Source organism: Pseudoscardovia radai (assembly GCF_002259605.1).
GTDB classification, from domain to species: domain Bacteria; phylum Actinomycetota; class Actinomycetes; order Actinomycetales; family Bifidobacteriaceae; genus Pseudoscardovia; species Pseudoscardovia radai.
Genome location: NZ_MWWR01000006.1, coordinates 1 through 24,166 on the forward strand (window position 1 = coordinate 1; position 24,166 = coordinate 24,166).

The window sequence follows — 24,166 nt, forward strand, 5'->3', positions numbered from 1 at the left end:
CCAGCGCCTACTGGGGCCGCCCCCAGGACAAGCTCACCCTCATCGGCATCACCGGCACCAAGGGCAAGACCACCACCGCCTACTTCACCCACGCCATCCTCAACCAGGCCACCGGCGGCAGATGCGCCCTCCTGTCCAGCGTCGACAACTGCACCGACGGACGCACCCGCGTCGAATCCCAGCTGACCACGCCCGACTCCCCCGACCTGTACCGCCTCATGCGCCAGGCCGTCGACAACGGCATGACCCACCTCGTCATGGAGGTCTCCAGCCAGGCATACAAGGTCGACAGGGTCCACGCCCTGCACTTCGACGTCGCCGCGTTCCTCAACATCTCCCCCGACCACATCAGCCCCATCGAACACCCCACCTACGAGGACTACCTGTGGTGCAAGAGGCAGATCATCCGCAACACCGACACCCTCGTGCACCCCACCGCCATGGACCACCTCCCCCTCATCCTCGAGGACGCCCGGCGCAACCACGTCACCACCGTCACCTTCGCCGCCCACGGCACCGCCACGCCCATGCCGCCCGCCGACATCGACGCCACCATCCCCCGCCCCGGCAGCCCCCGGTACACCCTCGCCGACAACCTGCCCGACACCACCGGCGGCACCACCGCCCGCGCCGACACGGCACGCGACCGCACGGCACGCGAACCCCGCACCCACGAACTCGGCATCCCCGGCGACTTCAACATCCTCAACGCCGCGGCCGCCACCGCCATCGCCCGCGCCACCGGCATCCCCGCCAACGACCCCAGCCTCGACGCCCTCCAGAACGTCCACGTCCCCGGACGCATGGAACGCTTCACCGACACCACCAACCCCCACGTCACCGCCTACGTCGACTACGCGCACAACCAAGCAAGCGTCACAGCCATCCTCGACTTCGTGTGGGAGCGGTACGGGGCGCAGAACCCGAGGATCACGCTCGTCACCGGATCGGCCGGCAACAAGGCCTACGACCGGCGCGAAGGCATCGTGAAAGCCGCACAGAACCGCGTGGCCCGTCTGATCCTGACCGACGAAGACACCGACACGGAACCCATGGAGCATATCCTCGAGCAGATGGACTCCTACGTGACGAACCCCGACCTCGAGCACACGATCATCCCCGGTCGCGCCACGGCCATCGAAACCGCCATCGCGGACGCCCGCGCCGACGCCGGACGCACGGGGCGGCCGAACATCATCCTCGCCATCGGCAAAGGACGCGAGAAGTGGATCAAACACTGCAACAAGCATGTGGAGTACGAAGGCGACATCGATGTGATCCGTCGCATGTTCGGCCTGTGATGCATCGGTGACGCACGGGGCCTTCGCTACGCGCCGTCTGTTCCGTTCGCGTCGCCTGTCCCGTTCGCGTCGCCTGTTCCGTTCGCGCCATTCGCGCCATCCGGGCCCTTGCCGCGCTCCATCTTCGTCGACACCACGGAGGTGACGCCGTCCGCGCGCATCGTGACGCCGTACAGTGCGTCGGCGATGCTCATGGTGCGCTGCTGGTGTGTGATGATGATGAGCTGGGCGTGCTCGCGCAGGTCGTCGATGGCGTTGAGCAGCCTCGTGAGGTTCACGTCGTCGAGCGCCGCCTCCACCTCGTCCATGATGTAGAACGGGCTGGGGCGCGCCGTGAAGATGGCGAACAACAGCGCGAGCGCGGTCAGGGAGCGTTCGCCGCCGGAGAGCAGCGAGAGCTGCTTGACGCGTTTGCCGGCGGGGCTTGCTTCCACGATGACACCGGTGCCGAGCAGGTCGTCGGGATCTTCGAGACGCAGCCGCCCCGTTCCTCCGGGGAACAGCGTGGCGAAGACCTTTTCGAAGGCGGCGGCGGTGTCATCGAACGCCGATTGGAAGACGTCGACCATGGTGGTGTCGAGGTCCTTGATGAGCTGGAGCAGGTCGTCGCGGGAGGAGACGACGTCACGGCGCTGCTCGTTGATGTACTTGTTGCGCTTGTCGAGCGCGTCGTATTCCTCGCCGGCGAGCGGATTGACTTTGCCGAGCGCCTCGAGGTCGCGGCGGGCCTTCTTGAGGCGCTTCTCCTGTTCCTCTCGCACATACGGCACGGTGCGCACGCGCGTCAGATCGATGCGTCCGGAGGCGTCATACGCCGCTCCGCCGTCAGTCTCGGCGTCAGTCCCGGCGTCAGTGTTGTCGGCGGCGTCGTCCGCATCGTCGAGAGGGATGGGGCGCCCCTCGTCATCCAGCACGGGAACCGGCAGGTCGGGGCCGAAATCGGCGACGAGGGTGGGGATGTCGAGGCCGAGGGCATCGGCCACCTTCTGCTCCAGGGCGCCGTATTCGGTGGCGAGGCGTTCGCGCAGCACGTCGCGGTCATGCTCGTCGTTCTGCAGGGCAGACACGATGGGCTCGAGCCTGTTGCGCTCCGCACGGAGCGTCGACAGCTCCCCATCGTGGGCCGAGGCCTCGGACTGCACGCGGTCACGTTCGGCGTCGACGGCGGATACGACGCCGCCGAGACGGTGCGCCGCCCGGCGCGCCAGTCCGGCGATGTGGGTGGCCTGCGCGGCCTGGTCCCGCAGACGTTCGTTCTGCTCGGCGATGCGTTCGCGCCTGATCCGCGCCTGCCGGGCGTTGTCGCGCAGCATCGCTGCCTGGCGCACGAGGGACTGGGTGTGCCGGTCGCTGTCGCTCCATTCGAGGCGCGCCGTGATCTCGGCCTCGCGCTGGGCGTCGAGCTGCGATTCGAGTTGTTTCTCTCGCGCCTGTACGTCGTCGAAGTCGAGATCGTCGCCCTGGGCGCTGGTGACGGCGTCGAGATCGTCCTCGAGGCTGGCGATGGTGCGCTTGCGCTCCTCGGCCTCGCCGTCGAGCTGGCCGATGCGATGGTGCAGGTCCTCGACGCGCCGCTCGAGACTTGCCACCGACGTGTTGGCGGATTCGACGGCGCGCTTGGCCTCCTGGGCCTTGACGCGGCGCTCCGTGACGTGCGCCTTGGCGGCGTCGAGAGCGGCGCGCGCGTCGGCGTATTCCCGCTGCGCGGTTTCCAGTCTCGCGCCGGCCTCGTCTCGCTGGGCGACGAGCTCGGCGTGTCGCGCCAGGGCCTTGTCTCGGCGCGAAGCCAGGGCGAGGTCGGACGGGGCGGCGCCATTGCCGCCATAACCACCGACGGATGTCAGGATCTGCCCGTCGCGTGTGACGGCCTGCGCATAGCGCGCGTCGTTCAGGGCACAACGTGCGTCGTCCAGGGTGTCGACGGCCGCGACATCCGATAGAAGCACGCCGAGGGATGCGATGACGCCTGCCGCGAGCGCGGGGTCGGCGGCGTGAGGGTTCGCCACGATAAGCGCTGCGGCGGGACGGATGCCCGCCCCGCCGGCATCATCCACCGGCGCCCCGTCGGCGTCATCCACCGGCGCCCCGTCGGAGCCACCGTGCGCTCCGTCGGAGCCATCAGCCGGCGTGCCACCGTACGCCCCGTTCCCGGCGACGAGCACGGCGGCGGTGCCGCTTTTCTCCCCCACCGCCGTCAATGCAGCCAGGACGTCATCGCGTCCGGGCACGATGACGGCACCGGAGAAGGGTCCCAGGGCGCTGGCGATGCCGTTCTCCCAGCCGTCGGCCACGCTGATGAGGTCGGACAGACGCCCGAGCGTGTCGAGGCCCGCCTCCTGGGTCAGGTCGAGGGCGTCGTCACGGCTGTTCAGCGTGTCTCGCAAGGCATCGGCCTTGGCTTGCATACTGATGGCCTCGCCGTCGAGACGGCGCTGCTCCTGGGCCAGCGAGTCGCGCATCGCGCGGGCGGTGTCTGCCGCGGTGCGCGCCTCGTCCAGGGCGGCCGCCCCGTCGTCGCCGGTGATGCCGTCGGCCTCGGCGCGCAGCGCGTCGAGGCGCTCCCTGGCCTCCGTCAGCTGCTGGTCGTATGTGGCACGCTGCGTGTCGAGATCGGCCCGACGCTGCGCGTCGGACTGCGCGAGTGCCTCCTCGCGGGCGATGCGTTCGCGCAGCTTGCCCATGCGCGCCTCGCGCTCCTGTGCGGTACGTCGCAGTTCGGTGAGGGTCTGGCGCAGCGAGGCGAGCTGCTTTTCGGCCTCGGCGCGGGATTCGGTCGTTTTCTCGAGCGTGAGCTTCAGCGCCGCCGTGTCGGATTCCTTCTCACGGCCCTGTGCCTCGAGCTCCTCGGCGCGTCGTTCGAGCATGTCGGGGTCTTCCCCGCCCACCTCCTGGATACGCGATTCGAAGGAGCTGGCGCGTTCCTCCGCAAGGCGCGCCAGGGATTCGAGGCGCTCCCCCGTCTGGGCCAGGCGATGCCACTGTTGGTTGAGTGTGCGCAGAAGGGGGCTCGACTGGCTGGTCAGCGCCTCGAGGCGGTCGATATGCGCCTTCGTGTCGGCCAGCTCGCGGCGCCGTTCGACGAGCTGCTCGCGCACGGAGGCGAGCTGCGTGCGTTCCTCGTCGCGCCGTGCGGTGAGCTGGGCCGCGTCATCGGCGTACAGGCGGCACTGGGCGTCGCGCAGCGTCACGTGAATGCTGTCGGCTCGCCTGGAGACGCGAGCCTGGCGGCGCAGGGGCCCTAGCTGGCGGTGGATCTCCTTAAGCAAGTCGTCGAGCCTGTCGAGGTTCTCCTGCGTGTTCTGCAGCTTGCGCAGCGCACGCTCCTTGCGCTTGCGGTGTTTGAGGATGCCCGCAGCCTCCTCGATGAAGGCGCGGTTGTCGGCGGGGGTGGCGCGCAGAATGGAGTCGAGGCGCCCCTGCCCCACCACCACATGCATATGGGAACCCAGGCCGGTGTCGCTGAGCAGCTCCTGCACGTCGAGCAGGCGGACGGCGGAGCCGTTGATGGCGTATTCGGAGCCGCCGTTGCGGTAGATGGTGCGGCTGATCGTGACCTCGGAGTAGTCGATGTCGAGGGTGCCGTCGGAATTGTCGATCGTCAGGCTCACCTGGGCGCGCCCCAAGGGCGGGCGCGTGCTGGTGCCGGCGAAGATGACGTCCTCCATGGAGGTGCCGCGCAGGCTTTTGGCGCCTTGCTCGCCCATGACCCAGGCCAGGGCGTCGACGATATTCGACTTGCCCGAGCCATTGGGCCCGATGATGGCGGTGACACCCGGCTCGAAACGCAGCGTGGTGGGGTTCGCGAAGGATTTGAAACCGCGCAGCGTGAGTTCCTTGACGTACATGTTCCTAGCCTGTTCGTTTCTCGAAGGACGATGCAAAGACGGTGCCGGCGGAGCTGCGGTGCGTCTCCGCCGCGCCCGCCTTCTCCGCACCCGGCGGCGCGCCTCAGTCGGCGGCGCGCTCCGACTTGGGCTTGAGCAGATCCTTGTTCGGTTTCTCCTCGAGCAGACGGCGCGCGTCACCGGCCGTCACGAAACTGCCGAACACAAGCACGCCGCGCCCGTAACCCACGCCCGTGTCATCGGCGGAGTCCACGCGGTCGACGGCGGTCTGGATGGCGTCTGGCAGCAGGTCGACGCGCGTGACCCTGTCGGGACCGAACACGCGGATGGCGATTTTCTCGAGGTCCTCCGCCTTCATGACGCGCGGCGTCCACGAGTTCTGCGTCACGATGACCTCCGACAGCACGGGCTCCATGACGCCAAGCACATCCTCGACCTCCTTGTCCGCCATCATCGACACGACGCCGACGAGCTGCTGGAAATCGTAGTTCTCCTCGATCGCCTTGCGCAGCGCGGTGACCGCCTGCACATTGTGGCCGCCGTCGAGGATGATCGTCGGCGACGTGCGGATCGTCTCGATACGGCCCGGGATGCGCACGCCGCTGAGCGCCTGCGCCACGAGGTCGCCGTCAAGGGCTCCCGCCACGGGCACGACCACCTCGGCCGCCGCGAGCGCCGACAGCGCGTTATGCGCCTGGTGCTCGCCGAACATGGCGATGGGGACGTCCTCGTACGTGCCGTTGGGCGTCCGCAGCGTGGCGACCTGTCCGCCGACGGCGGGCATGCGGCTGACGACGTCCATCTCCTCGCCGTCGCGGATGACGGCGGCGGCGCCGACCTTCTCGGCCTCGCCCAGGAGAATCGGCATGACCTTCTCGGCGTGCGGCTGGGGGCCGATCACGACGGTGCTGCCCTTCTTGATGATGCCGGCCTTCTCACCGGCGATCTGCTCGACGGTGTCCCCGAGCCACTGCATGTGGTCCATGTCGACGGGGCCGATGATGGCGGCGTCCGCGTCGAGGACGTTGGTGGCGTCCCAGCGTCCGCCCATGCCGACCTCGACGACGGCGACGTCGACCGGGGCGTCGGCGAATGCCCAGATGGCCATCGTCGTGAGCACCTCGAAGAAGCTCATGCGCGGACCGCCTTTCGCGGTGCTGCGCTCGTCGACCAGCTTGATGAAGTCCTTGACCTGGTCGTAGACATCGATGAAATCGTCGTCGCTCAGTTGCTGGCCGTCGATGGCGATGCGCTCGGTGACGGATTCGAGATGCGGCGACGTGTACAGGCCGGTGCGCAGGCCGTAGGCGCGGCACAGGGCCTCCGCCATGCGGGCGGTGCTGCCCTTGCCGTTGGTGCCGGTGACGTGGATGACGCGGAACGACTGCTCCGGGTGCCCCAGCAGGTCGAGCACCATCTGCATGCGATCGAGGGAAGGGTCGAAGTCATGCTCCGGCGCGCGCTTCATGATGTCGCGGTAGACATCGGCAAGCTGCTTGTTCTCGCGGTTCGGATGCTCGAAGGACATGGATGCGGTCACTCTCCTTGGACTGCCCGCGGTCATTCCCCGCGGGCGCACACTCCATAGATATTAGGCTATCGAGATGATTTCGCCACACGAGTATGCCGCGGGCGGAGCACAAGGCGGGAATACGATTGCCGGGTTCCGGGTCGCGACGGTTGCCGTCGGGGCATGCATCACCGGAGTCTCCGGCGATTCGGTTGCGGAAAGCCATATGTCTCCCTTTCGGGGTTGTGATTGGTGATTTCCCTGTGATTTCTAATCTTCTGTGATTCGTAATCTCTTTGCGCATGGCATCCCGTCTCCACCCGGGACGAGCCAACGCACGATTCACCATAATCCCGCGTGGAACAATCACCGGACAATCGTGTTCCGCCAAGCCGCTCCAGCGCAGGCCCGCCCGCGCCTCATCGTTGCACCGTCGCCGCACCGTCGCCGCGCCATCGTTGCGCCATCGGAGAACGCGGCGCGCGGCCCTATAGTTGTGGTGGCAAGCGGCCGGCGCAAGGCCGGCCCCGCGCCCGCCGCACAGGATTCCCACGCACGGCTGCCGCACGCGGACTCCGACACATGGATTCCCGCGTGCCCCGCCCCGCACAGGCCGCGGCGGACGCGACACCACCGCATAACACAACCGAATACGACCGCAACGGCGCCCCGCAGAGGACGCCCGTACAGGAGGCATCATGACAGACCAGCACGAGGGCGAGGACCGCGACGGCGAGCTCGACCCGGGCGCACGCCGCCACAACCGCACGCTGCGCCCCCGCTCCGAGGCGTTCCGCGAATTCATGCTCACCGGATGGGGCCAGGAAGACAACGACATCAGGCCCCTCGAATCCAGCTCCTACACGCCGCGACGCCTGCGCGAGCTCGGCGCCGCGTTCCCGGGCAGGCGCATCGTGATTCCCGCGGGCACCACGAAGGTGCGCAACGACGACTGCGACTACGCGTTCCGTCCCGACAGCGCATTCGCCTACTACACGGGCCTGGGCGAGGACTTCGAGCCGGGCGCCGTGCTCGTGCTCAACCCCGTCGACCCGGATTCCGAGGAGGCGAAGACAGGCGCCACGCATACGCCGGAGCTGTTCGTGCACCCGCGCTCCGACCAGACCACGCAGGACTACTACATGAGCGCCGCCTACGGCGAGTACTGGGTGGGCGCCCGCCCCGGCCTTAAGGAGATGGCCGTCATGACCGGCATCCCCACCGCCGACGTGGCCACGCTGCGCGACGCGCTTTCCAAGGACGTCGGCCCGGGCTCCGTGCAGCTGAGCGTGCTGGCGAAAACCGACACCGAGGTGACCGACATGGTCGAGCAGATCCGTGAGCAGAACGGTTTTCCCGACCCGGATGCGAACGCCGCCGCCGACGATGCGCTGTATGAGAAAACCTCCGAGCACCGCATGCTCAAGGACTCCTACGAGGTCGGCGAGCTGCGCCGCGCCATCGCCGCCACGAAGGACGGCTTCGACCGCATGCTCACAGCCCTGCCCGGGGCCCTGGGCAAGCCGCGCGGCGAACGCATCCTCGAGGGTGCGTTCAACGCGAATGCGCGCGAGGAGGGCAACGACGAGGGCTACGGCACCATCGTGGCGTACGGGGACCATGCGGCGACGCTGCACTGGATGCGCAACACCGGCACCATCGGCGACGACGGCCTGTTGCTCATCGACGCGGGCGTGGAGGTCAACTCCCTGTACACCGCCGACATCACGCGCACCTTCCCCGCCAGCGGCCACTTCACGCAGTTCCAGCGCGAGCTGTACCAGGTGGTGCTCGACGCGCAGCAGGCGGGATTCGAGGCGGCGCAGCCCGGCCGCACGTATTCCGACATCCACGACGCGTGCATGCGTGTGCTCGCCGAAGCGCTGCACGAGTGGGGCATCCTCCCGGTGAGCGTGGAGGAGGCGCTGAGCCCCGAGGGCCAGCAGCACCGCCGCTGGCATGCGTGCGGCGTGGCGCACCACCTGGGCCTCGACGTGCACGATTGCTCGCAGGCGCGCTTCGAGCACTATCAGGGCGCGAAGCTCGCCCCGGGCATGACGTTCACGATCGAGCCGGGCCTGTACTTCAAGGAGAACGACCTGCTGGTGCCGCCGGAGTTCCGCGGCATCGGCATTCGCGTGGAGGACGATGTGCTCATGACCGAGAACGGCCCCGAATGGCTGTCGATCGGCATTCCGAAGACCATCGACGGCGTGGAGGCGTGGATGGCCGAACGCGCCGCCGCCGCGCAGACGCGCTAGGGACGCCGGAGGCGGCGGAGATTCCGAAGATTCCACAAACGATGGCCCCGTCGTGCGAACGGCGGGGCCATCGCCGCGCGGATGCCGGGCGAAGCAACCGGCGCGCAAACGCCGGCCGAGGACATCGTCTCTTGTTTTCACGCCGCCGCGCGCCTACAGTGAAGGTGTCACAGGACCGGCGCCGCAAGGCAGGGCGCGCGCCGGGCCACCGTCGGTGCGCCGCGCCCGGGCAGGGACGCCGCGGCACCGCGGCCGGGGCGTGACGGATCTTGGGGCAACCGTATCCGGGGCGAACCGAGCCGCCGCGCGGCCGGCCGTCTTCCATACTGGAGAGAAGCATCTTGACAGACACACACGGCTCTGCAACGGCCTCCGCTGGCACCTCGCCCGCCCGCCGCACATCCATCCTCGACAACTCCCTCATCTGGTTCGGCGCGGGAGTGTCCGTGGCCGAGATCATGACCGGCACGTACTTCGCCTCGCTCGGTTTCGCCCGCGGCCTGGCGGCCATCGTACTGGGTCATGTCATCGGCTGTACGATGTTCTTCCTCGCCGGCTACATCGGCGCGCGCACGCGCAAGAGCTCGATGGAGACGGTGAAGATGAGCTTCGGCCGCATCGGCGGGCAGTTCTTCGCCATCCTCAACGTCATCCAGCTCGTGGGCTGGACCTCGATCATGATCTACGACGGCTCCATCTCCGCGGCGGCCGCCTTCCCCGGCGCCCCGTGGGTGTGGGCGCTCGTCATCGGCGCGCTGGTGATCCTGTGGATCGCCGTGGGCGTCGAGAACCTCGGCAGGCTCAACGGCGTGGCGATGGCGTTGCTGTTCATCCTCACCATCGTGCTGTGCAAGGTCATTTTCTTCTCCGGTGCCGCGGCGGGCGGCACGCTCGACGACACGTTCACCTTCGGCGCGGCGGTGGAGCTGGCGGTGTCGATGCCGCTGAGCTGGCTGCCCGTGGTGAGCGACTACACGCGCGAAGCCGAGAAGCCGCTGGGCGCCACCGTGGCGAGCACGCTTGTGTACGGCGTGGTGAGCGTGTGGATGTTCGTCATCGGCATGGGCGCCGCAATGTACGCGGGGTCGTCGGATATCGCGAGCATCATGGTCGGCGCCGGCATGGGGCTGGCGGGCCTGCTCGTGGTGGTGTTCTCCACCGTCACCACCACGTTCCTCGACGCGTGGTCGGCGGGCATTTCGAGCGAGTCGGTGGTCGGCTCCGCGAAGGGCAAGTGGGTCGCGATCGGCGCGACCGTGCTGGGCACCGCGGCGGCGATGATCTGGGTGATGGACGACATCACGAACTTCCTGTACCTCATCGGATCGGTGTTCGCGCCCATGGTGGCCGTGATGATTGCCGATTTCTACTTCCTGCACCGCAGCCACGAGCGCGCGACATTCGACTGGCCCAATCTCGTGGTGTGGCTCGTCGGCTTCGTGGCATACCGCCTGCTCATGAACGTCGACACGCCGGTGGGATACACGCTGATCGACATGCTCGGCACGCTGGTGCTGGCGCTGATGGTCGGCGCCTTGCGCGGCAAGGTGCGTGGCAGGCGCGGGAAGTCTGGCGGCGAGGCGGCTGATCGCGAGGTATCCGGCGGCGAGGCTGCGCAGACGCGATAACCCGGCGGCTCCGTCGGTTCCTCCCCCGCGCGTTTCGCCCGCGGAGGAATCGACGGAGCCGTATGGCTTTTTCAACACGATGCGTCTATTATTATTGAGTTGCGGAAATCCGCATGGCGGAAATTCGCATGATGATTGATAACTGAACGTGCATCGATTCACTCGATGGATGGTTCACCGGGGCCGATCGGTTTCGACGGTGGTCTGTTCGTCGCAGGGAAGCGCGCCGAGAACGCAGGGGTCCACTCGTTAACGTCCTCCTGTAAAAGAATAAGTGCTAAATCTAATCGCACTGAGTTCGCTCTCGCTGCCTAAGCTTCGCGCTAGGATTTAACCAGCGAGCAGCCGCTCCGCTCACTCCTCCATGTCTTCGGGAGGATGTTGAACGTCGTTAAGAAGACTTGCTGATGCCGCCGGGTCGCAGGACGGCGTCGGGACTTTTTCTGTGAATATGCTCGCCGCCGGTTGTCCGCGACACAGGCGGGGGCAGAAAAACCGCCGAACGGCCAGCGGACTACGCGCGTAGAAGACTGGGAGTACGGTCATCGGACCGGGGTTCAATTCCCCGCGGCTCCACTCTTTCCAAGGCCTCGCACCCGCAAGGGTCGCGAGGCCTTTTCCATTGCGATTGCTGGGGTCCGGGGGTATGCGTGGTGTATGTCCGTGTGTATCCCGTGGTGTTCTTTTTGCACCAGTGTGTATGCCGGACGTGGGCAAAATGTGGGCAAAAAAGAAAAGCCCCGCCCGCCCCATGGAGGGGTGGACGGGGCGCACGGCCGTCGCACGTGCTATCGGCTCTGGCGGGCCGGATTGTAGGCGACGCCGAATCCGTTGGCGATGAGCGGGGCGACGTACCCCGCCACGGCGCACGTGACGGTCAGCCACGCGGGCGAGTCCATGAGCGCGCTCACGAGCGTGCCCACGCCACCCAGAATGCCGAGCAGAAGGCACGTGATGTAGATGGCGGTGCGGACGGTCGCGCCGAACACGGGCGTGTACCCTGCCGTCGCTTGCTGTGGGTTTTCCGCCGTCCCCGTGGTCACGGTCGTGTCGGGCACTGCGGGGAGCGTGGGCGCTCCAAGGATCGCCGACACGTCGTCGGCAGTGAGATTCGCGGAAGCGGTATCCGTGGAAGCGGTATCCGTGGAAGCGATGTCTGTCATTGCGCCCTCCCCTTACGCCTGGATGGCCTCGACGAAGCGCGTGCCGTACGGCGCGTCCTTCGACCCGAGATGCACCATCGGGATGTCCTTGCCCGTGCACGCCTTGTACACGGCGTTCAGCGCCGTCACCTGGTCTGGGTTCGTGAGTGTGTGAAGGCTCACGCCGTCGTAGTAGGACAGCGCCGGGTCGTCGTTGATCTGGATGATGCAGTGCATGTCATCCTCCTCCTCTGCTGTGGTTGTCGATATGGCGGGCGTGGTGGAGCCGGCGAGCGCCGCCCACTCCCCCGCGTCCATGTATGCGATGTCGAGGTCGAGGCGGCCCGCGTAGCCCGTGACCCTGCCCGCGCTCGAATACTGGCGGACCGTGCACGTGTACGCTCCCTCGTCCCACGGGTGCTCCTGCCAGCCGGTGGGGTTGTTGTTGGCGTATTGAGCCACCCACAGGCGCATGCCCAGGGCGTCGGCGACTGGGCGGACGGCGGGCAGTGCGCTGGCCGAGCAGTACAGGAGCGGCGTGCGGCCCGTGCAGTCGGTGACGGCCTTGCATACGTCGCGCAGGTACGCGGTGTCGCCCCACCTGCGGTTGCTCCCGGCCTCCCAGTCGATCGCCAGCACGGCGCGGCCAAGGTACGGGGCGACGGCCGCGGCGAAGTGCGCGGCTTCCGCCGCTGCGCCGCTCCCGTCGACGTAGTGGTACAGGCCGAGCAGTCGGCCGTTCGCGAGCGTCGCGTCCGCCTGTCCTGTCATGGTCGGGCTCACGTACGAGCCTCCCTGAGTCGCCTTGACGATTATGAAACGGCACGCGGGGTCGATGCTCGCGATGGTGAGCCCCGCCTGCCAATTGCTGATATCAATCCCTTGCATTGTCATGATGTGCCCTCCTCACTGTTGTGTGCGATGTACGGTCTCAGGTCGTCGGGCAGTCGCGGCTTGGGATGCAACGACATGTACCCGGGGTCGATGGCGGTGACGGCCGGGTCCAGCCAGTGGCACAGGGCGCGGATGTACCGGACGGCCGACACGTACGCGGCCTCCTCAGCCTCCAGTTGGTCGACGCGGGCGGCGAGCCTGTCGGCGCGTTTGCGCTGGTCTCCTGCCTCGTCGCGCAGTGGCTGGATCACGTCGACGGTGAGGATGTCCACTGCCTTGCGGGCGGCGTCCGCGGCCAGCGAGTCACGCTCCGCCATGGTGCGGCGGCGGCCTATGACCGCGGTGATGAGGCCGCCCAGGCCTCCGCCGCCGACCGCGGCGACCAAAAACGCCACCCAGAAGTCCATGGACTCCCAGAACGGCGGTATATGCGTCATCACGTGTCTCTCTCCTTATCCGATGGCCGTGGCGGTCCAGTGGAAGTGCATCTTCTGCGTGTCCGTGGCCCACTCGTGTGTGTCGCGGCGGAGGAGCCGCACCCAGAATCCCGCGTGGTCCACGCCGTGGACGATGGGTTCGAACAGGCGCGCCGACACGTCAGCGATACCGTCGTAATCCTCGGTGATGGTGACCGTCGGCTTGTCGTGGAAATGCGGGGAGAACTGGATGTGCACGCCGTCACCGGCAGGCACGTCAACCGAATACTCGCCGCGGGCGATGGCCTTGTACTCCATGCCCCCATACATGGCATAGACGTATCCTGGCTCGCCCAACGTCCCCGCATAGGCGATGTTGCCGACTTGGGCATAGAATTTGATTGTGCCGTAATCGGTGAAGTCGAACGCCTGCAATTTGATGGCGCTGGCTCCATCGCACGAATAATCTGTGATGGTGCCTACTGATGACCCGTCAGGGGATGCGTATGCTTCCGTTACGACTTTTGCGACGCCGTCTTTGGCGACGAACCTTCCCGTGGCTGTGATGCCGGTTCCGTCGCTGGGGATGCTGACGACGGTCTCGCCGTTCGAGTCGGTGCTGGTGATGCCCGTGTCGCTGATGGTGACGCGCCCGTTCGTCGTCTTGATGGTCGCGCCGGTGATGGTCTTGCCGTCGATGGCGTTGGCGGCGATCTTTCCGGCGGTGACGGCGTTCGCGGCCAGCTTGTCCGACGTGATGGCCTGGGCGGCGATCTTATCCGCGACGATACTGCCGGAGATGATCTGGCTTGCGCCGACGCTCCCCGCGGCTATCTTCCCCGACGTGACGGAGTTCGCCGCCAGCTTGTCGGCGGACACCGCGCCCGTCGCGATCTTGGCGGCGGTGACCGAGTTCACGGCCAGCTTATCCGACGAGACACACCCGGAGATGAGCTGGGCCGCGCTGATGCTGTTCGCCGCGATCTTGCCCGCGCTGACCGCGTTCGCCGCGATCTTCCCCGCCGTCACCGCGTTCGCCGCGATCTTGTCCGAAGAGACCGCGCCCGCGGCGATCTTGTCGGCGGACACCGAGTCCGCGGCCAGCTTATCGGCGGTGACCGCGTTCGCGGACAGCTTGTCCGACGAGACTGCGAGCGCGGAGATCTTGTCGGCGGTTACTGCGCCTGTCGCGATCTTGCCGCTGCTGATGCTCCCGGCTGCGAGCCTGTTCGCGGACAGGTAGCCAGTGGTTATCTTGCCCGCGTCGAGGCTTGCGATGGCCGTGTTGGCGAGCGGCTGGGCGACCCACGCGCTTCCATCGCTCGCATACAGGCCCGTGCATGTCGTGCCGGAGTAGACGAACCAAAGGTCTCCCGCCTTGCCTTTCGGCGTGGACGAGGTCGGAGGCGTGGTGCTGCGTATGATCGTGTTCTTCCCGTCGGCCGTCGATTGTGCGTTGCGTGCCGCGGTGTCGTCGGTGTACTTGGATGCGAGCGTCCAGTCGCCGGCCGCGTAGGATTGGGCGTCGGTCTTCGCCGTCGTACACACCTTGATGTCTCCCGCGGAGCCCTGCACCCACAGGTCTCCTTCGTCGTACGGCGGATTCGGAGTTGCAACGAATACGCGGCGTTTGCCGTCGGCGGTGTCCTGTGCCTTGGCGGCGTCGGCGAGGGCCTTGGTGACATCCACGTCCGTGATGCGCTGCCATGAGTATTCCTGGTCATACACCTGCCACCGGTAGCAGTAACCGGTGATGGTGTCATAGTACAGGTCGCCGAGGTGGTTGGCCTTGGTGGTGTCGCTGGTCCACTTGGATGCCGGCTCGTTGCCAGTGGTGGGCGGCTCGGGGTTGAAGTATGTCTGGATGCTGCCGTCGATCTGCCCCTGCATGTCCTCGAGTGTCTTCGCGGTGGCCGTGATGTACGCCGTCAGGTCGCTGTTGGCGGTGTCTGCGGAGTTTTGCGCCGCCTGGATGTCGCCGGTGAGGCCTTTGATGTCGGTCTGTGCCTGCGCGAGGTCGCTTTTGACCGACGGGAGCGTGGTGTTGTTGAGGGTGTCGATGTCGGTCTGTGCCTGCGCGAGGTCGCTTTTGACCGACGGGAGAGTGGTGTTGTTGAGTGTGTCGAGGTCTTTCTGTGCCTGCGCGAGGTCGGTCTGGAGCTGCTGCTGCTGCTTGTCGAGGTCCGGGAGCGTGGTGTCGTTGAGTGTTTTGAGCGTCGCGTCGAGCTTGTCGAGGTCGGACTGGAGTGCGCTCGGGCCGGTGACGGTGACTGTGACGGGCTGGCTGGCGGGGCTCTGGTTGGGCTTGGGGTTTCCGTCCGAGTCGTGCGCGTCATCGTAGGCGACGGCGGTGATGGTGGCGGTCGAGCCGACCGTCAGTCCCATGATGTCGAGGGTGCCTGCGGCGGTGAGCGTGCCGCGGACCGTCCCGTCGGCGAGGATATCGATGCGTTGGAAGTCGGCTGGCGGCTGCGCGCCGTCGAGCGTGCCGTCCCATGCGACGGTGACTGCCGTGTCGCTGCTTGTTGCGTACAGTCCGGTCGGCGTGCCGGGGACGGTCGCGTCGTTGACCCACTGGCGGATGCCGCCGCCGTTCCCGGTGACGATGGTGCCGGTGCCGAGCGGCTTGCCGTCCGCGTCCTTCTGCCCGTCGGGCACGAACGTGCTGCCCGCGTTGGACGTCTGCTGGCTGCGGGCCGTGTCGAGCGCCTTGCTCGCGAGGCGCGCGACCTTCTCTAGGTCGCTTCCGCCGATCTTGATGTGCTTCACTCTTGTCCTTTCATCGGATTCCCTGATACCAGGGGACGGTCGCGACGTCGAAGAGGACCTTGACCCGGCTCCCGCCGTCGCCGCTCATCTCCATGAGCGTCATGTCGTACTCGCCGTCCGGCAGGCACGGGTGCCCCTGCATGTCGACGACGCATCGCATGCCGGGCCACACGCTGCCCAACTGGGGTGTGCCGGGGTCGTTGAGGTCGTATTCCCCGCTTATCTGCATGATGGGCCTTGACTGGGCCGTGAGCTGCGCGAGCGCGGCCGACCGCAGCGCGTCGTACTGGTCCGCGTCCGTGTCCGAGTAGGAGGTTTCGCGCATCACATACCCGGGTACGGCGCCCGGCATGCCCATGTCCTCGGCGAGGCTGGTCAGCGTCTCCGCGTCCTGCCCGCTGCCTGTCGCGTACACGCGCTGGTAGCTCATGGCCCAGTCGACGCTCACGTTCTCCAGCGTGCCGCCGCGCGGCATGACGCTCCAGTACGGCGGCACGGCCGGCTGCGGGAGGCTGGGGTCCGTGTCGCTGCCGGCGAGGAACCTGGTGCGCACGCGCGTACCGTCGGCCGTCAGATAGGGGCGCCATTGCATGTCCGGCCCGTCGGACAGTCCGGCGATCTTGTCGAGGATGTCCTTGCCGCTGAGGTTGGCGACGTTCCACGCCTGGTATGTGCGGGTGTGCAGGGTCGCGTCCTCCCCGCCGACGCGCGTGTGCCTCTCGCCACGGTACTGCCAGTCGACGGGCAGGAGGCCGCCGGGTTTCGCGTCGGTGCACTGCCAGCCGACCTCGCTGGCGATGCCACGGTAGGTCATGCCGCTCCATGAGAGCACGCCGCGCGCCCTCTGCTCACCGTACCCGCCTTCCGGCACGCAGTACCGGTCGGCGAGGAGACTGTACACGCTGCTGACGGTGATGGTGACGCTCGTCCAATCGCATGACAGGCCGCTGATGACGCCGTAGAGGAACGGCGTGCCGATGCTGCCGGCGCGGATGTCGCCGCTGGTGCGGGCGAATGCGACGATGGCGCGTCTCTGCGGTTCGATCGCGTGCCACCTGTCCTGCTGCGTTTCGCCGGGTATCGCGCTCCACGGCACGTCGACGTCCTTGACCTCGTCCTTGCCGACCTGCCTGTTCTTGATGGTGCTCAGGCTTGAGTCGCCGACCGTCAGGCTCCAGGAGGCGCGCCCGAGGTCGATGGGTTCGCGCAGTATGCCGGTCTGCGCGTCGGCCAGCCAGTAGTCGATTCTCATCACGCGACCCCGAGGTCGATGACGTCAAGGCTGCGCAGACCCTGCCACGTGGCCTGCGGCGCCCCCGTGTTGCCCATGGCTTGCACGCCGACGCTGTGCACGCCGGCGGGCAGTTCCGCCACCCATGTGACGGTCTGCCTGTTGTAGTATCTGCCGACGGCCACCTCGTCCGCGCCGTCGCTGGCTACAGCGCCGTCGATGACGAGCCGTACGTACATGCTTGAGTCTCCGCCGGCGGACGCGCGGAACGTGTACCGGAATTCGGCGAGCCTTTTGGTCGGGAGGTTCTTGGTGCTGGTGGCGACCTGCAGCGTCCACGCGCCGCTCCAGTCCTGCGCGTCTGTGCCGGTGTTGTCGCCGTGCGCGATGCGGCCGATGGTCGCGCCGTAGGGTACGGCGGCCGCGCCGGGCGTGATGGCCGCGCCGGTGCTTGTGCTGGTCATGCCGGCGGCGACGTACGCCTGGGCGATGGTGATGCTGCCAGCGGGCAGGGATGGCGCCGTGGGCGATGCGGACGGAGTGCCCTTGATGACGCTCACGGTGACCGTGTGCGACCCGTCGAGAGAGGGGTCGAGCGCCTTCAGGGCAATCAGGTCGATGCGCGGGTACGTGGAGTCGCCTGCCGTGCCGGCGACCGTGCCGCCGTCGTAGGCTGCCACGCGCGTGCCGTCCGAGCCTCTGGGCACGACGGCCACTCCGGCGGCGACAGTGTATGAGAGGCCTCCGCCGCCTGTCACGCCAAGTCCGGAGACGATGCCTCCGGACGGGTAGAGTGCGGCGAGGATGCGGCGGTGGTCCGTCGCGGTCAGTCCCGTGCCAGTCGAGTCACGCCCGGTTCCGAGTGATCCGCTCATGTCTTGCTCCTTAGATGTAGGTTCCTCGTGTCTCGTATGTGACGCGGCCGCCCGCCGCGCCCTCGTAGGTGAGGGTGAGCGTCTGCCCGGGCGGTATCGTCGGCCACTGGCGGGCGGTGAACGACGGGGTCATGTCGAGGCCCGCGTAGCTTGCCGTGCCGTGTCTGGTGTCCGCGATGATGGGGGTCGTGCTGCCGGGCGGCGGTGAGCATGCGACGCGCCCCGCGCCGCCAAGCCCGTCATCCCACTTGATGCCCACGGTGCCGGAATGCCCGGCGGCGAGGGTGAAGCCGAGAGTCGGGTACGCGGCGTGGTTGCCGTGGTTGACGAGCGTCGCCGTCCACGAGCCGCCGGAGGACCTGTTCTCGTGGTAGTCGACCGGGTAGTCGGCCGGGTACGTGAGCCCGCCCAGCACGGTGGCCGTACCGGGTTCGAGCACGCCCATGGTGGGCGTCGCGTCGTATTTCAGCGGGTCGGCGCACACGATGGTGATGCTCCCCGTGTCGGCCGCCTCGACCCACGTGCCGCTCCACGCGGGGGTCACGTACCCTGTCGCCTGCCGCGCAGTGCCCGCGTCGTACACGGTGAGCGTCACGCCAGCGCGGCCCATGAACATGCCGATCGCGTCACGCGCCTCGTTTTGCGTGTGCCTGTCGCCGAGCACGGCGTAGTTGATGATGATGGTGCGCGCGGAGTAGACGATGTCTTCGTCCGCCGGCGTGTGCGCGCCGTCGCCCGACTGGAGTTCCGTCAGGCTCGTCTTGGCGCTGGGCGCGCTCCACCATCCGTCGATCCCGTCATCCGTGAGGACGAGCGGGATGCGTCCGCGCCCCGCCTGTCCGCCGACCCACAGGTCGGGCAGACCGGGCGCGCGGAGACGGCACTGGATGGTGCTTGCCGTCCTTGTCATCAGATCACCTCCCGTGCGAGTGTCCGCGCGAGGATCGGCGCGGCCACGTACAGGTCGTCGTCGGCGCGGATGATGGGCGCGGTCAGGTTGACCGTCGTCCCGGCAGCCCGCCCGTAGGATGCCGCGGCGGGCTGGAGGCCCGTGGTGCCGCCGCCGACCGTACTCCACGTGACGCCAGGAACTGGCGCGGGCACGCCGCTGACGGCCTCCATCATGTCCTCGGTGGCTAGCCGGACGCCGGTACGGCCGTCGCGGATGCCGAGCGCCATGCCGGCGGGGATCCATTTGCCGACCTCGTCGCGCATGACCTTGGACGGGCTGCCGATGCCGAGCACCTGCTTGGCCCAGCTGACCACGTTGCCGCAGATGCTGCTGATCTGGTCCTTCAGCCAGTTGAACTTGTCGCTGATGCCGTTCCACAGGCCTTCGAGGATGTGCCCGCCGACGTCCTTGAGCCATTCGCCGGCGTTCTTGAAGCAGTCGAGGATCTTGTCCTTGATGCCCTTGACCTTATCGACTACGGTCTTGACGGCGTTCTCCGCGGCGGTCGACAGGCCGTTCCAGATGTTGCTGAAGGTGTCGCTGATTCCCTGCCACAGGTTGTTCCACCAGGCGGCGATGGGGTCGATGACGCTGTGGATGGCGCTGCTGACGGCGTCGACGACGCCGCCGACGAACCCGCAGATCCCGTTCCAGATGTTGGTGAAGAAGTCGCTTATCCCCTGCCACACGCCGCTCCACCATGATGCGACGGCGTTGAAAACCGTGGTGATGGTGTCGCTGACGGCATTGACGACACCGCCGACGAACCCGCAGATCCCGTTCCAGATCGCCGTGAAGAAGTCGCTGATGCCTTGCCAGACACCGCTCCACCAGCTGGCGATGGCGTTGAACACGCCTGTGATGAAGTCGCTGATAGCGGTCACGATGGGCGTGATGAACGCGAGGATCGCGTTCCACACAGTGACGAACACCGTCTGCACGCCTCGCCACAGTGTGACGAACACGGCGGCGATGACGATGCCCACGTCGTAGAAGAACTCGCCCAAACCGGTTAACACCGGGACGATGAAGCCGAGGATCGCGTTCCACACGGTGGTGAACACGCTGCTGACAGTGTTCCACACGCCCTGCCACCAGCTGGCAACGGCGTTGAACGCGGTCGTGATGGCGCCCGCAATCGAGCTGACGACGCCTCCGACGAACCCGCAGATGCCGTTCCACACGTTGGTGAAGAAGCTCCCGATTGCGCCGAACACGGTCCGGAACACGTTCAGGATGCCGTTCCACACGTTGGTGAAGAACGCGGCGATGTTCGACCAGACCTGCCGGCCTGTCTCCGTCTTGGTGAAGAAGAGCGTGAGACCGGCGACGACCGCGGCGATGACGGTGAGGAGCGCGCCGAGCGGGTTGGCGGCGATGATGGCGCCCAGGGCGCTGAACGCGCTTCCGATGGCGCCGAGCACGCCGGTGACCGCGCCGCCGATGGACGAGAGCGCGCTCAGTCCGTTCTTGACGATGCCGAGGCCGCTGCCGAGCGCGGACAGGCTCGCGCCGATGCCATTGCCCTCGGCGACGAGTTGGAAGAACGCCTTGATGTTGCCGGCCGACGTGCCGATGCCCTGCGCGGCCGTCGCCACTCCTTGCAGCACGCCGGGGAGCTTGCCGAGGACGCCGACGACAGTGCCGATGGATGATGAGACACCCTTGAATGCAAGTCCGCCGGCAATCGCGTACAAGGCTGCCGTCACCACGCCCTGGTGGTCGGCTATCCACTGCAGCGGCGTGATGATCCGGTTGACCGCGTCCGCGAAAGAGTCCGGCGGTATGGCCGCCATGACGGCCTGCGCGAAGTCGCCGAAAGCCTTGGCCACCGTCACCAGTGCCGAGCCGAGCGCCCCGACTATGCCGGCCTCGTCAACCTTTTGGAAGAAGCGCGAGAGCCAGTCAATCGCTGATGAGACCGCCGGCATCAAGGAGGCCACCGCCATCCTGATGTCGAAGAAGACACCTTCGGCGATGCGGCCGGCGTTCTGCGCGTCCGGTATGATGCCGGACAACCCCTGTGACAGGGTTATGAGCGCGGTGTACATTTCGTCGACGGTGCTGTTGAAGGCGTTTGGCCCTGCCATGGACGAGAATTCGCCGAGGAATTGTGCGAGCCAGTCCTTGGCGTTGCCAAGCGCGTAGCCGGCGCTCTCGGCTGCGTCCCTCACGGCGAGGAGGACCGTGACGAGCGGACTGTCCTCCTCGACATTGAGCGCCGCACCGATCTCGCCCGTGAAGTCGCCGGTCGACAGGAGCTGGATGACTGCGCTGATCTTGTCGCCGATGCCTTGCAGCGAGTCCGCCGCCTTCTGCCCGGCCTTGGTGAAAGCGCCGCCCAGCTGGTCGATGACGGGCTGGAGGCTCGCGGTCAGCCCGTCGACGGCGGGGATCGCCGCGTTGAACACGGTCTTCAGCGCGGCGAGCGCCGGGGTGGCGGCCGCCGCGCCGAGACGCGACAGGGCCGCCTTGACGTTGTCAAGCGCGCCGCTGAAGGTCTGGCCGCTGGCGAGTGCCGAGCCGCCGAGCGACGCCTGCATGGCGTCCGCGAACGTCTGGAAGTCGATCTGCCCCTTGGACACCATCTCGCTGACGTCCGAGGTGCTCTTGCCAAGCTGTTTGCTCAGGGCTTGGAGGACTGGCACGCCGGCGCTCGTGAGCTGGAGCATGTCGTCGCCCTGGAGCTTTCCGCGAGCGGCGACCGAGGAGAAGATGGCGCCGACGTCCTGGAAGCTTCGGCCGCTGATGGTGGCCGTGTCGCCGATGGTCTTCAGGACGCTGGACAGCTGCTGTCCGGGCTTGATGCCGCTGGCGACCATGGTGGCGGCGACGCTGGCCGCGTCGCCCAGACCATACGCCGTGCCCTTGACCGAGGCCATGGCGTCGGACATGATGCCGGCGACTTCCTCGGTCGAGTGGCCGAGGCCGGTGAGCTTCGCCTGCGCTCCTTCGATCTGGAGGGCGCGGGTGACGCCGCCGGTGGCGGCGAGGCCGGTGACGGCCGTGGCCATGCCGCCGATGGCGACGGCACCGGCCTTGCCGGCCGTGGCGACGGCGCCCACGGCCTTGCCCACGACGCCGCCCACGCCCTTCAAGGCGCCGGACAGGCCGCCGGTAAGGTGTTCGCCGAGGGTCTTGCCGGCGGAGTCGCCCGCCTTGCTGACCTCGCCTCCCAGACCCTGCGTCAGGGCGTTCCTGATGCCCTTGAGCGAGGGGACGATCTGGACGTATGCCTGGGCTACCTGTGTCGCCATCATGCCCTCCTAGTGGGTCTGGGTTGTCTCTGTTTTGCCGCGGGGACGGCTGAGCATGTCGAGCACCTGCTCCGTCGTACCCGATGCGACGGTGGGGTCGCCTCGCCCGTCGCGCTTGCCGTCGCCGGGGCGCGGCCACTGGTCGCGCCACCTCTGCCCCTTGGGGTGTTTGCTCATGCTCCACGCGATCCACGCGCACGAGTCGCGCAAGCTTGCGAGGAGCGCTGTCCTCTCGTCCCACCCGGCGCGCGGGTCGAGGCGGTGCCAGACGAGCGCGTCCAGCGGGAGGTTGGCGGCGAGGTCGGCCGCCCGCAGGACGCGGATGCCCGCGCCGATGTCGTCCACGTCCAGCCCGTAGACGCGCTGCATGTCGGCGCGCAGCGTGTCAGGGGCACGGACGCACATCCGCGCGAGCGTCAGGAGTTTGGGGCCGCGGTGCTCAGGACCTTGGTGAGCGCGTCCATGACGCCCTGCACGGGGATGCGGCCCTCGTCGTCGGCGAGAGTGGCGAGCACGGCGCGGTACTGCTTGCCGAAGATGCGGCGCACGATGTTCACGACCCTGAGCTGGTCGCCCACGTCGGTGGACTCACCGGTGCCGGCGGCCTCCACGCGTGACAGATCGTCGAGGAACGTCCAGTCGTCGAAGGCTTTGAGGTCGACGGTCACGGTGACTCCGTTGACGTCGACGGTCACCGTCTGCGGCGCTGGGATGCCTTTGGTCTGCTTGGGCTGGCTCACTGTCTATCACTTCCCCGCGGAGGTCGAGGTGGTCGATGTGATGGGCGCGACGTACTCGGTCATGGTCACGCCGTCAGCGTCGGCGTTGCACGCGAGGGTCACGCCGTATCCGACCGCGTCGGACGCGGCGTAGGTGATGGAGTCGCGGTCACTGACGGTCGCGTCGGGCACGACGAGGCGCTTGACGTGGTTCCAGCCGGCCATGAGGATCTCACATACGATGACCTTGCCGGTGCTGTCCGGCTGCGTGTGTTTGACGGTGAGCGTGGTCGAGTCCGTGCCGGTGACCGAAGAGTCTCCGTACAGGAGCTTCATGCCTGCGGCGGTCGTCTCGATCATCGTGAACGCGAGGGTCTCCGAATAACCGGACACGACGGTGAGGGCGTTGGTGCCGCCCATCTCGGTCACGTCGGTCGTGTCGATCGACGGCTCGTTCTCGATGCCGTCGTCGGAGAGCATACCGAGGGTGACGAAAGCGGGGTCGAGCGCGGCCGTCGCGTCCGTGGGCAGGGTCGTGCCCTTCGGTGCGACGTACACGACGCCGCTGACTTTCTTCGGCTTGCCGATTGCAACATTGGACATGATGTCCTCCTAAAAGTACAGATAGTGGAAAATCTGGGGGCGTGTGCCTAGAGGACGCACGTCATGGTGAGCTGCGCCGTCCAGCGCGGCCACACGGGGTCGGACGGGTAGGAGTCCTCGACGATGCCGTCGACGCGGCTCATGCCCACGTCAGGGGATTCGTCGGCCATCGACCGGAGGGCGGGCGCGAGCACCCGGTGCATCGTGTCGGACGCCGTCCACGGGGTCGGAGCCCACACCATGACCGTCAGCTGCGCGGTGTCCACGTGGTTGCGCGTGCTGCCACCGGAGCGTTCGACGGTGACGTACGTGCCTCCCGTGGGCTTCGCGCCCTCCGGCAGGGTGAATCCGATACCCGCGCCGGACAGGCCGGGAACCGTCTTCAGGTAGGCGACGACAGTCTGTTCGGCGTTCACTCGGAGCCTCCCGTCTGGCATTGGCCGACGGCCTTGCGCAGGAGGTTGTCCTTGCGTGCGGCGATGGCGGCTGGGATCGTTGCGGCGCGCACGAGGGCGATGGTGCCGACCCGCGAGTCGCGCGCCTTCGCCACCGCGAATGTCGCGGCCGCCGACTGCCTGTAGTAGGGGCTTTTCGGCCTGGTGCGCGCGTACCCGCTGAGCGAGTGGCCGGCGGCGAGCCGGTTCGCGGCCGAGCAGACGCGCGCGGCGGCCTTGTCCACCTCGCCGACGATGCCCGGGTCGCGGCGCAGGGCCGTGAGCCCCGCGCCGTCGAGTTTGACGATGACCTGTGCCATCGTTGCCTC

18 protein-coding genes and 1 other RNA gene are annotated in these 24,166 nt (G+C 67.5%); 4 read left to right on the plus strand and 15 right to left on the minus strand.

Translation table 11 applies throughout. The features are described from left to right. Window positions 1-1,301: Mur ligase family protein (locus PSRA_RS04015; RefSeq protein ID WP_143516321.1), on the plus strand; the 1,301-nt coding region annotated here is incomplete at its 5' end. 26 nt (window positions 1,302-1,327) lie between these two features. On the opposite strand, the gene PSRA_RS04020 is transcribed toward PSRA_RS04015, so the two are convergent. Beyond that, entirely contained in the window at window positions 1,328-5,146 is a 3,819-nt protein-coding gene (locus PSRA_RS04020) for an AAA family ATPase (protein ID WP_094660619.1), read from the minus strand. Between the two features lie 103 nt (window positions 5,147-5,249). Next, complete coding sequence (locus PSRA_RS04025) at window positions 5,250-6,674, minus strand: bifunctional folylpolyglutamate synthase/dihydrofolate synthase (protein ID WP_094660620.1); 1,425 nt, start codon at window positions 6,672-6,674, stop codon at window positions 5,250-5,252. Between the two features lie 680 nt (window positions 6,675-7,354). Here PSRA_RS04025 and PSRA_RS04030 point away from each other — a divergent pair. The 3 genes from PSRA_RS04030 to ssrA all read left to right on the plus strand — a co-directional run bounded on the left by PSRA_RS04030 (window position 7,355) and on the right by ssrA (window position 11,124). Continuing rightward, window positions 7,355-8,917, plus strand: coding sequence for an aminopeptidase P family protein (locus tag PSRA_RS04030; RefSeq protein ID WP_094660621.1), 1,563 nt, complete (start codon window positions 7,355-7,357; stop codon window positions 8,915-8,917). Between the two features lie 341 nt (window positions 8,918-9,258). Next, window positions 9,259-10,545, plus strand: a complete 1,287-nt coding sequence (gene cytX, locus PSRA_RS04035) for a putative hydroxymethylpyrimidine transporter CytX (protein ID WP_094660622.1) — start codon at window positions 9,259-9,261, stop codon at window positions 10,543-10,545. A 179-nt stretch (window positions 10,546-10,724) separates the two neighbouring features. Continuing rightward, window positions 10,725-11,124, plus strand: a transfer-messenger RNA (tmRNA) gene (gene ssrA / locus PSRA_RS04040). A 209-nt stretch (window positions 11,125-11,333) separates the two neighbouring features. On the opposite strand, the gene PSRA_RS04045 is transcribed toward ssrA, so the two are convergent. The 13 genes from PSRA_RS04045 to PSRA_RS04105 are packed head-to-tail and all read right to left on the minus strand — an operon-like array spanning window position 11,334 to window position 24,157. Next, window positions 11,334-11,708 carry a hypothetical protein gene (locus tag PSRA_RS04045; protein WP_094660623.1) on the minus strand — a complete coding sequence of 125 codons (375 nt, stop codon included), beginning with the start codon at window positions 11,706-11,708 and terminating at the stop codon, window positions 11,334-11,336. Between the two features lie 12 nt (window positions 11,709-11,720). Beyond that, window positions 11,721-12,581 (minus strand): GH25 family lysozyme, encoded by an 861-nt coding sequence (locus PSRA_RS04050; protein ID WP_094660624.1) that lies wholly within the window; start codon window positions 12,579-12,581, stop codon window positions 11,721-11,723. Next, window positions 12,578-13,018, minus strand: coding sequence for a hypothetical protein (locus tag PSRA_RS04055; RefSeq protein WP_094660625.1), 441 nt, complete (start codon window positions 13,016-13,018; stop codon window positions 12,578-12,580). Before PSRA_RS04055 ends, PSRA_RS04050 begins: the two co-directional genes overlap by 4 nt. 15 nt (window positions 13,019-13,033) lie before the next feature. Further along, window positions 13,034-15,766 carry a hypothetical protein gene (locus PSRA_RS09345; protein ID WP_094660626.1) on the minus strand — a complete coding sequence of 911 codons (2,733 nt, stop codon included), beginning with the start codon at window positions 15,764-15,766 and terminating at the stop codon, window positions 13,034-13,036. 10 nt (window positions 15,767-15,776) lie between these two features. Continuing rightward, window positions 15,777-17,021 (minus strand): hypothetical protein, encoded by a 1,245-nt coding sequence (locus tag PSRA_RS04065; RefSeq protein WP_158216315.1) that lies wholly within the window; start codon window positions 17,019-17,021, stop codon window positions 15,777-15,779. Then, window positions 17,018-17,872, minus strand: coding sequence for a hypothetical protein (locus PSRA_RS04070; protein WP_094660628.1), 855 nt, complete (start codon window positions 17,870-17,872; stop codon window positions 17,018-17,020). The genes PSRA_RS04065 and PSRA_RS04070 overlap by 4 nt, the downstream gene beginning before the upstream one ends. Before the next feature lie 10 nt (window positions 17,873-17,882). After that, window positions 17,883-18,782: a hypothetical protein gene (locus tag PSRA_RS04075; RefSeq protein WP_094660629.1), complete on the minus strand. Its 900-nt coding sequence runs from the start codon at window positions 18,780-18,782 to the stop codon at window positions 17,883-17,885. Then, window positions 18,782-22,084, minus strand: coding sequence for a tape measure protein (locus PSRA_RS04080; protein WP_143516322.1), 3,303 nt, complete (start codon window positions 22,082-22,084; stop codon window positions 18,782-18,784). The genes PSRA_RS04075 and PSRA_RS04080 overlap by 1 nt, the downstream gene beginning before the upstream one ends. Before the next feature lie 6 nt (window positions 22,085-22,090). Then, complete coding sequence (locus PSRA_RS04085; protein ID WP_094660631.1) at window positions 22,091-22,486, minus strand: hypothetical protein; 396 nt, start codon at window positions 22,484-22,486, stop codon at window positions 22,091-22,093. Between the two features lie 11 nt (window positions 22,487-22,497). Next, window positions 22,498-22,821 carry a hypothetical protein gene (locus tag PSRA_RS04090; RefSeq protein ID WP_094660632.1) on the minus strand — a complete coding sequence of 108 codons (324 nt, stop codon included), beginning with the start codon at window positions 22,819-22,821 and terminating at the stop codon, window positions 22,498-22,500. 6 nt (window positions 22,822-22,827) lie between these two features. Next, entirely contained in the window at window positions 22,828-23,403 is a 576-nt protein-coding gene (locus tag PSRA_RS04095; protein WP_094660633.1) for a phage tail tube protein, read from the minus strand. A 47-nt stretch (window positions 23,404-23,450) separates the two neighbouring features. Continuing rightward, window positions 23,451-23,819: a hypothetical protein gene (locus PSRA_RS04100; RefSeq protein ID WP_094660634.1), complete on the minus strand. Its 369-nt coding sequence runs from the start codon at window positions 23,817-23,819 to the stop codon at window positions 23,451-23,453. Next, window positions 23,816-24,157, minus strand: a complete 342-nt coding sequence (locus PSRA_RS04105) for a hypothetical protein (protein WP_094660635.1) — start codon at window positions 24,155-24,157, stop codon at window positions 23,816-23,818. Before PSRA_RS04105 ends, PSRA_RS04100 begins: the two co-directional genes overlap by 4 nt. Window positions 24,158-24,166: the final 9 nt, after the last annotated feature.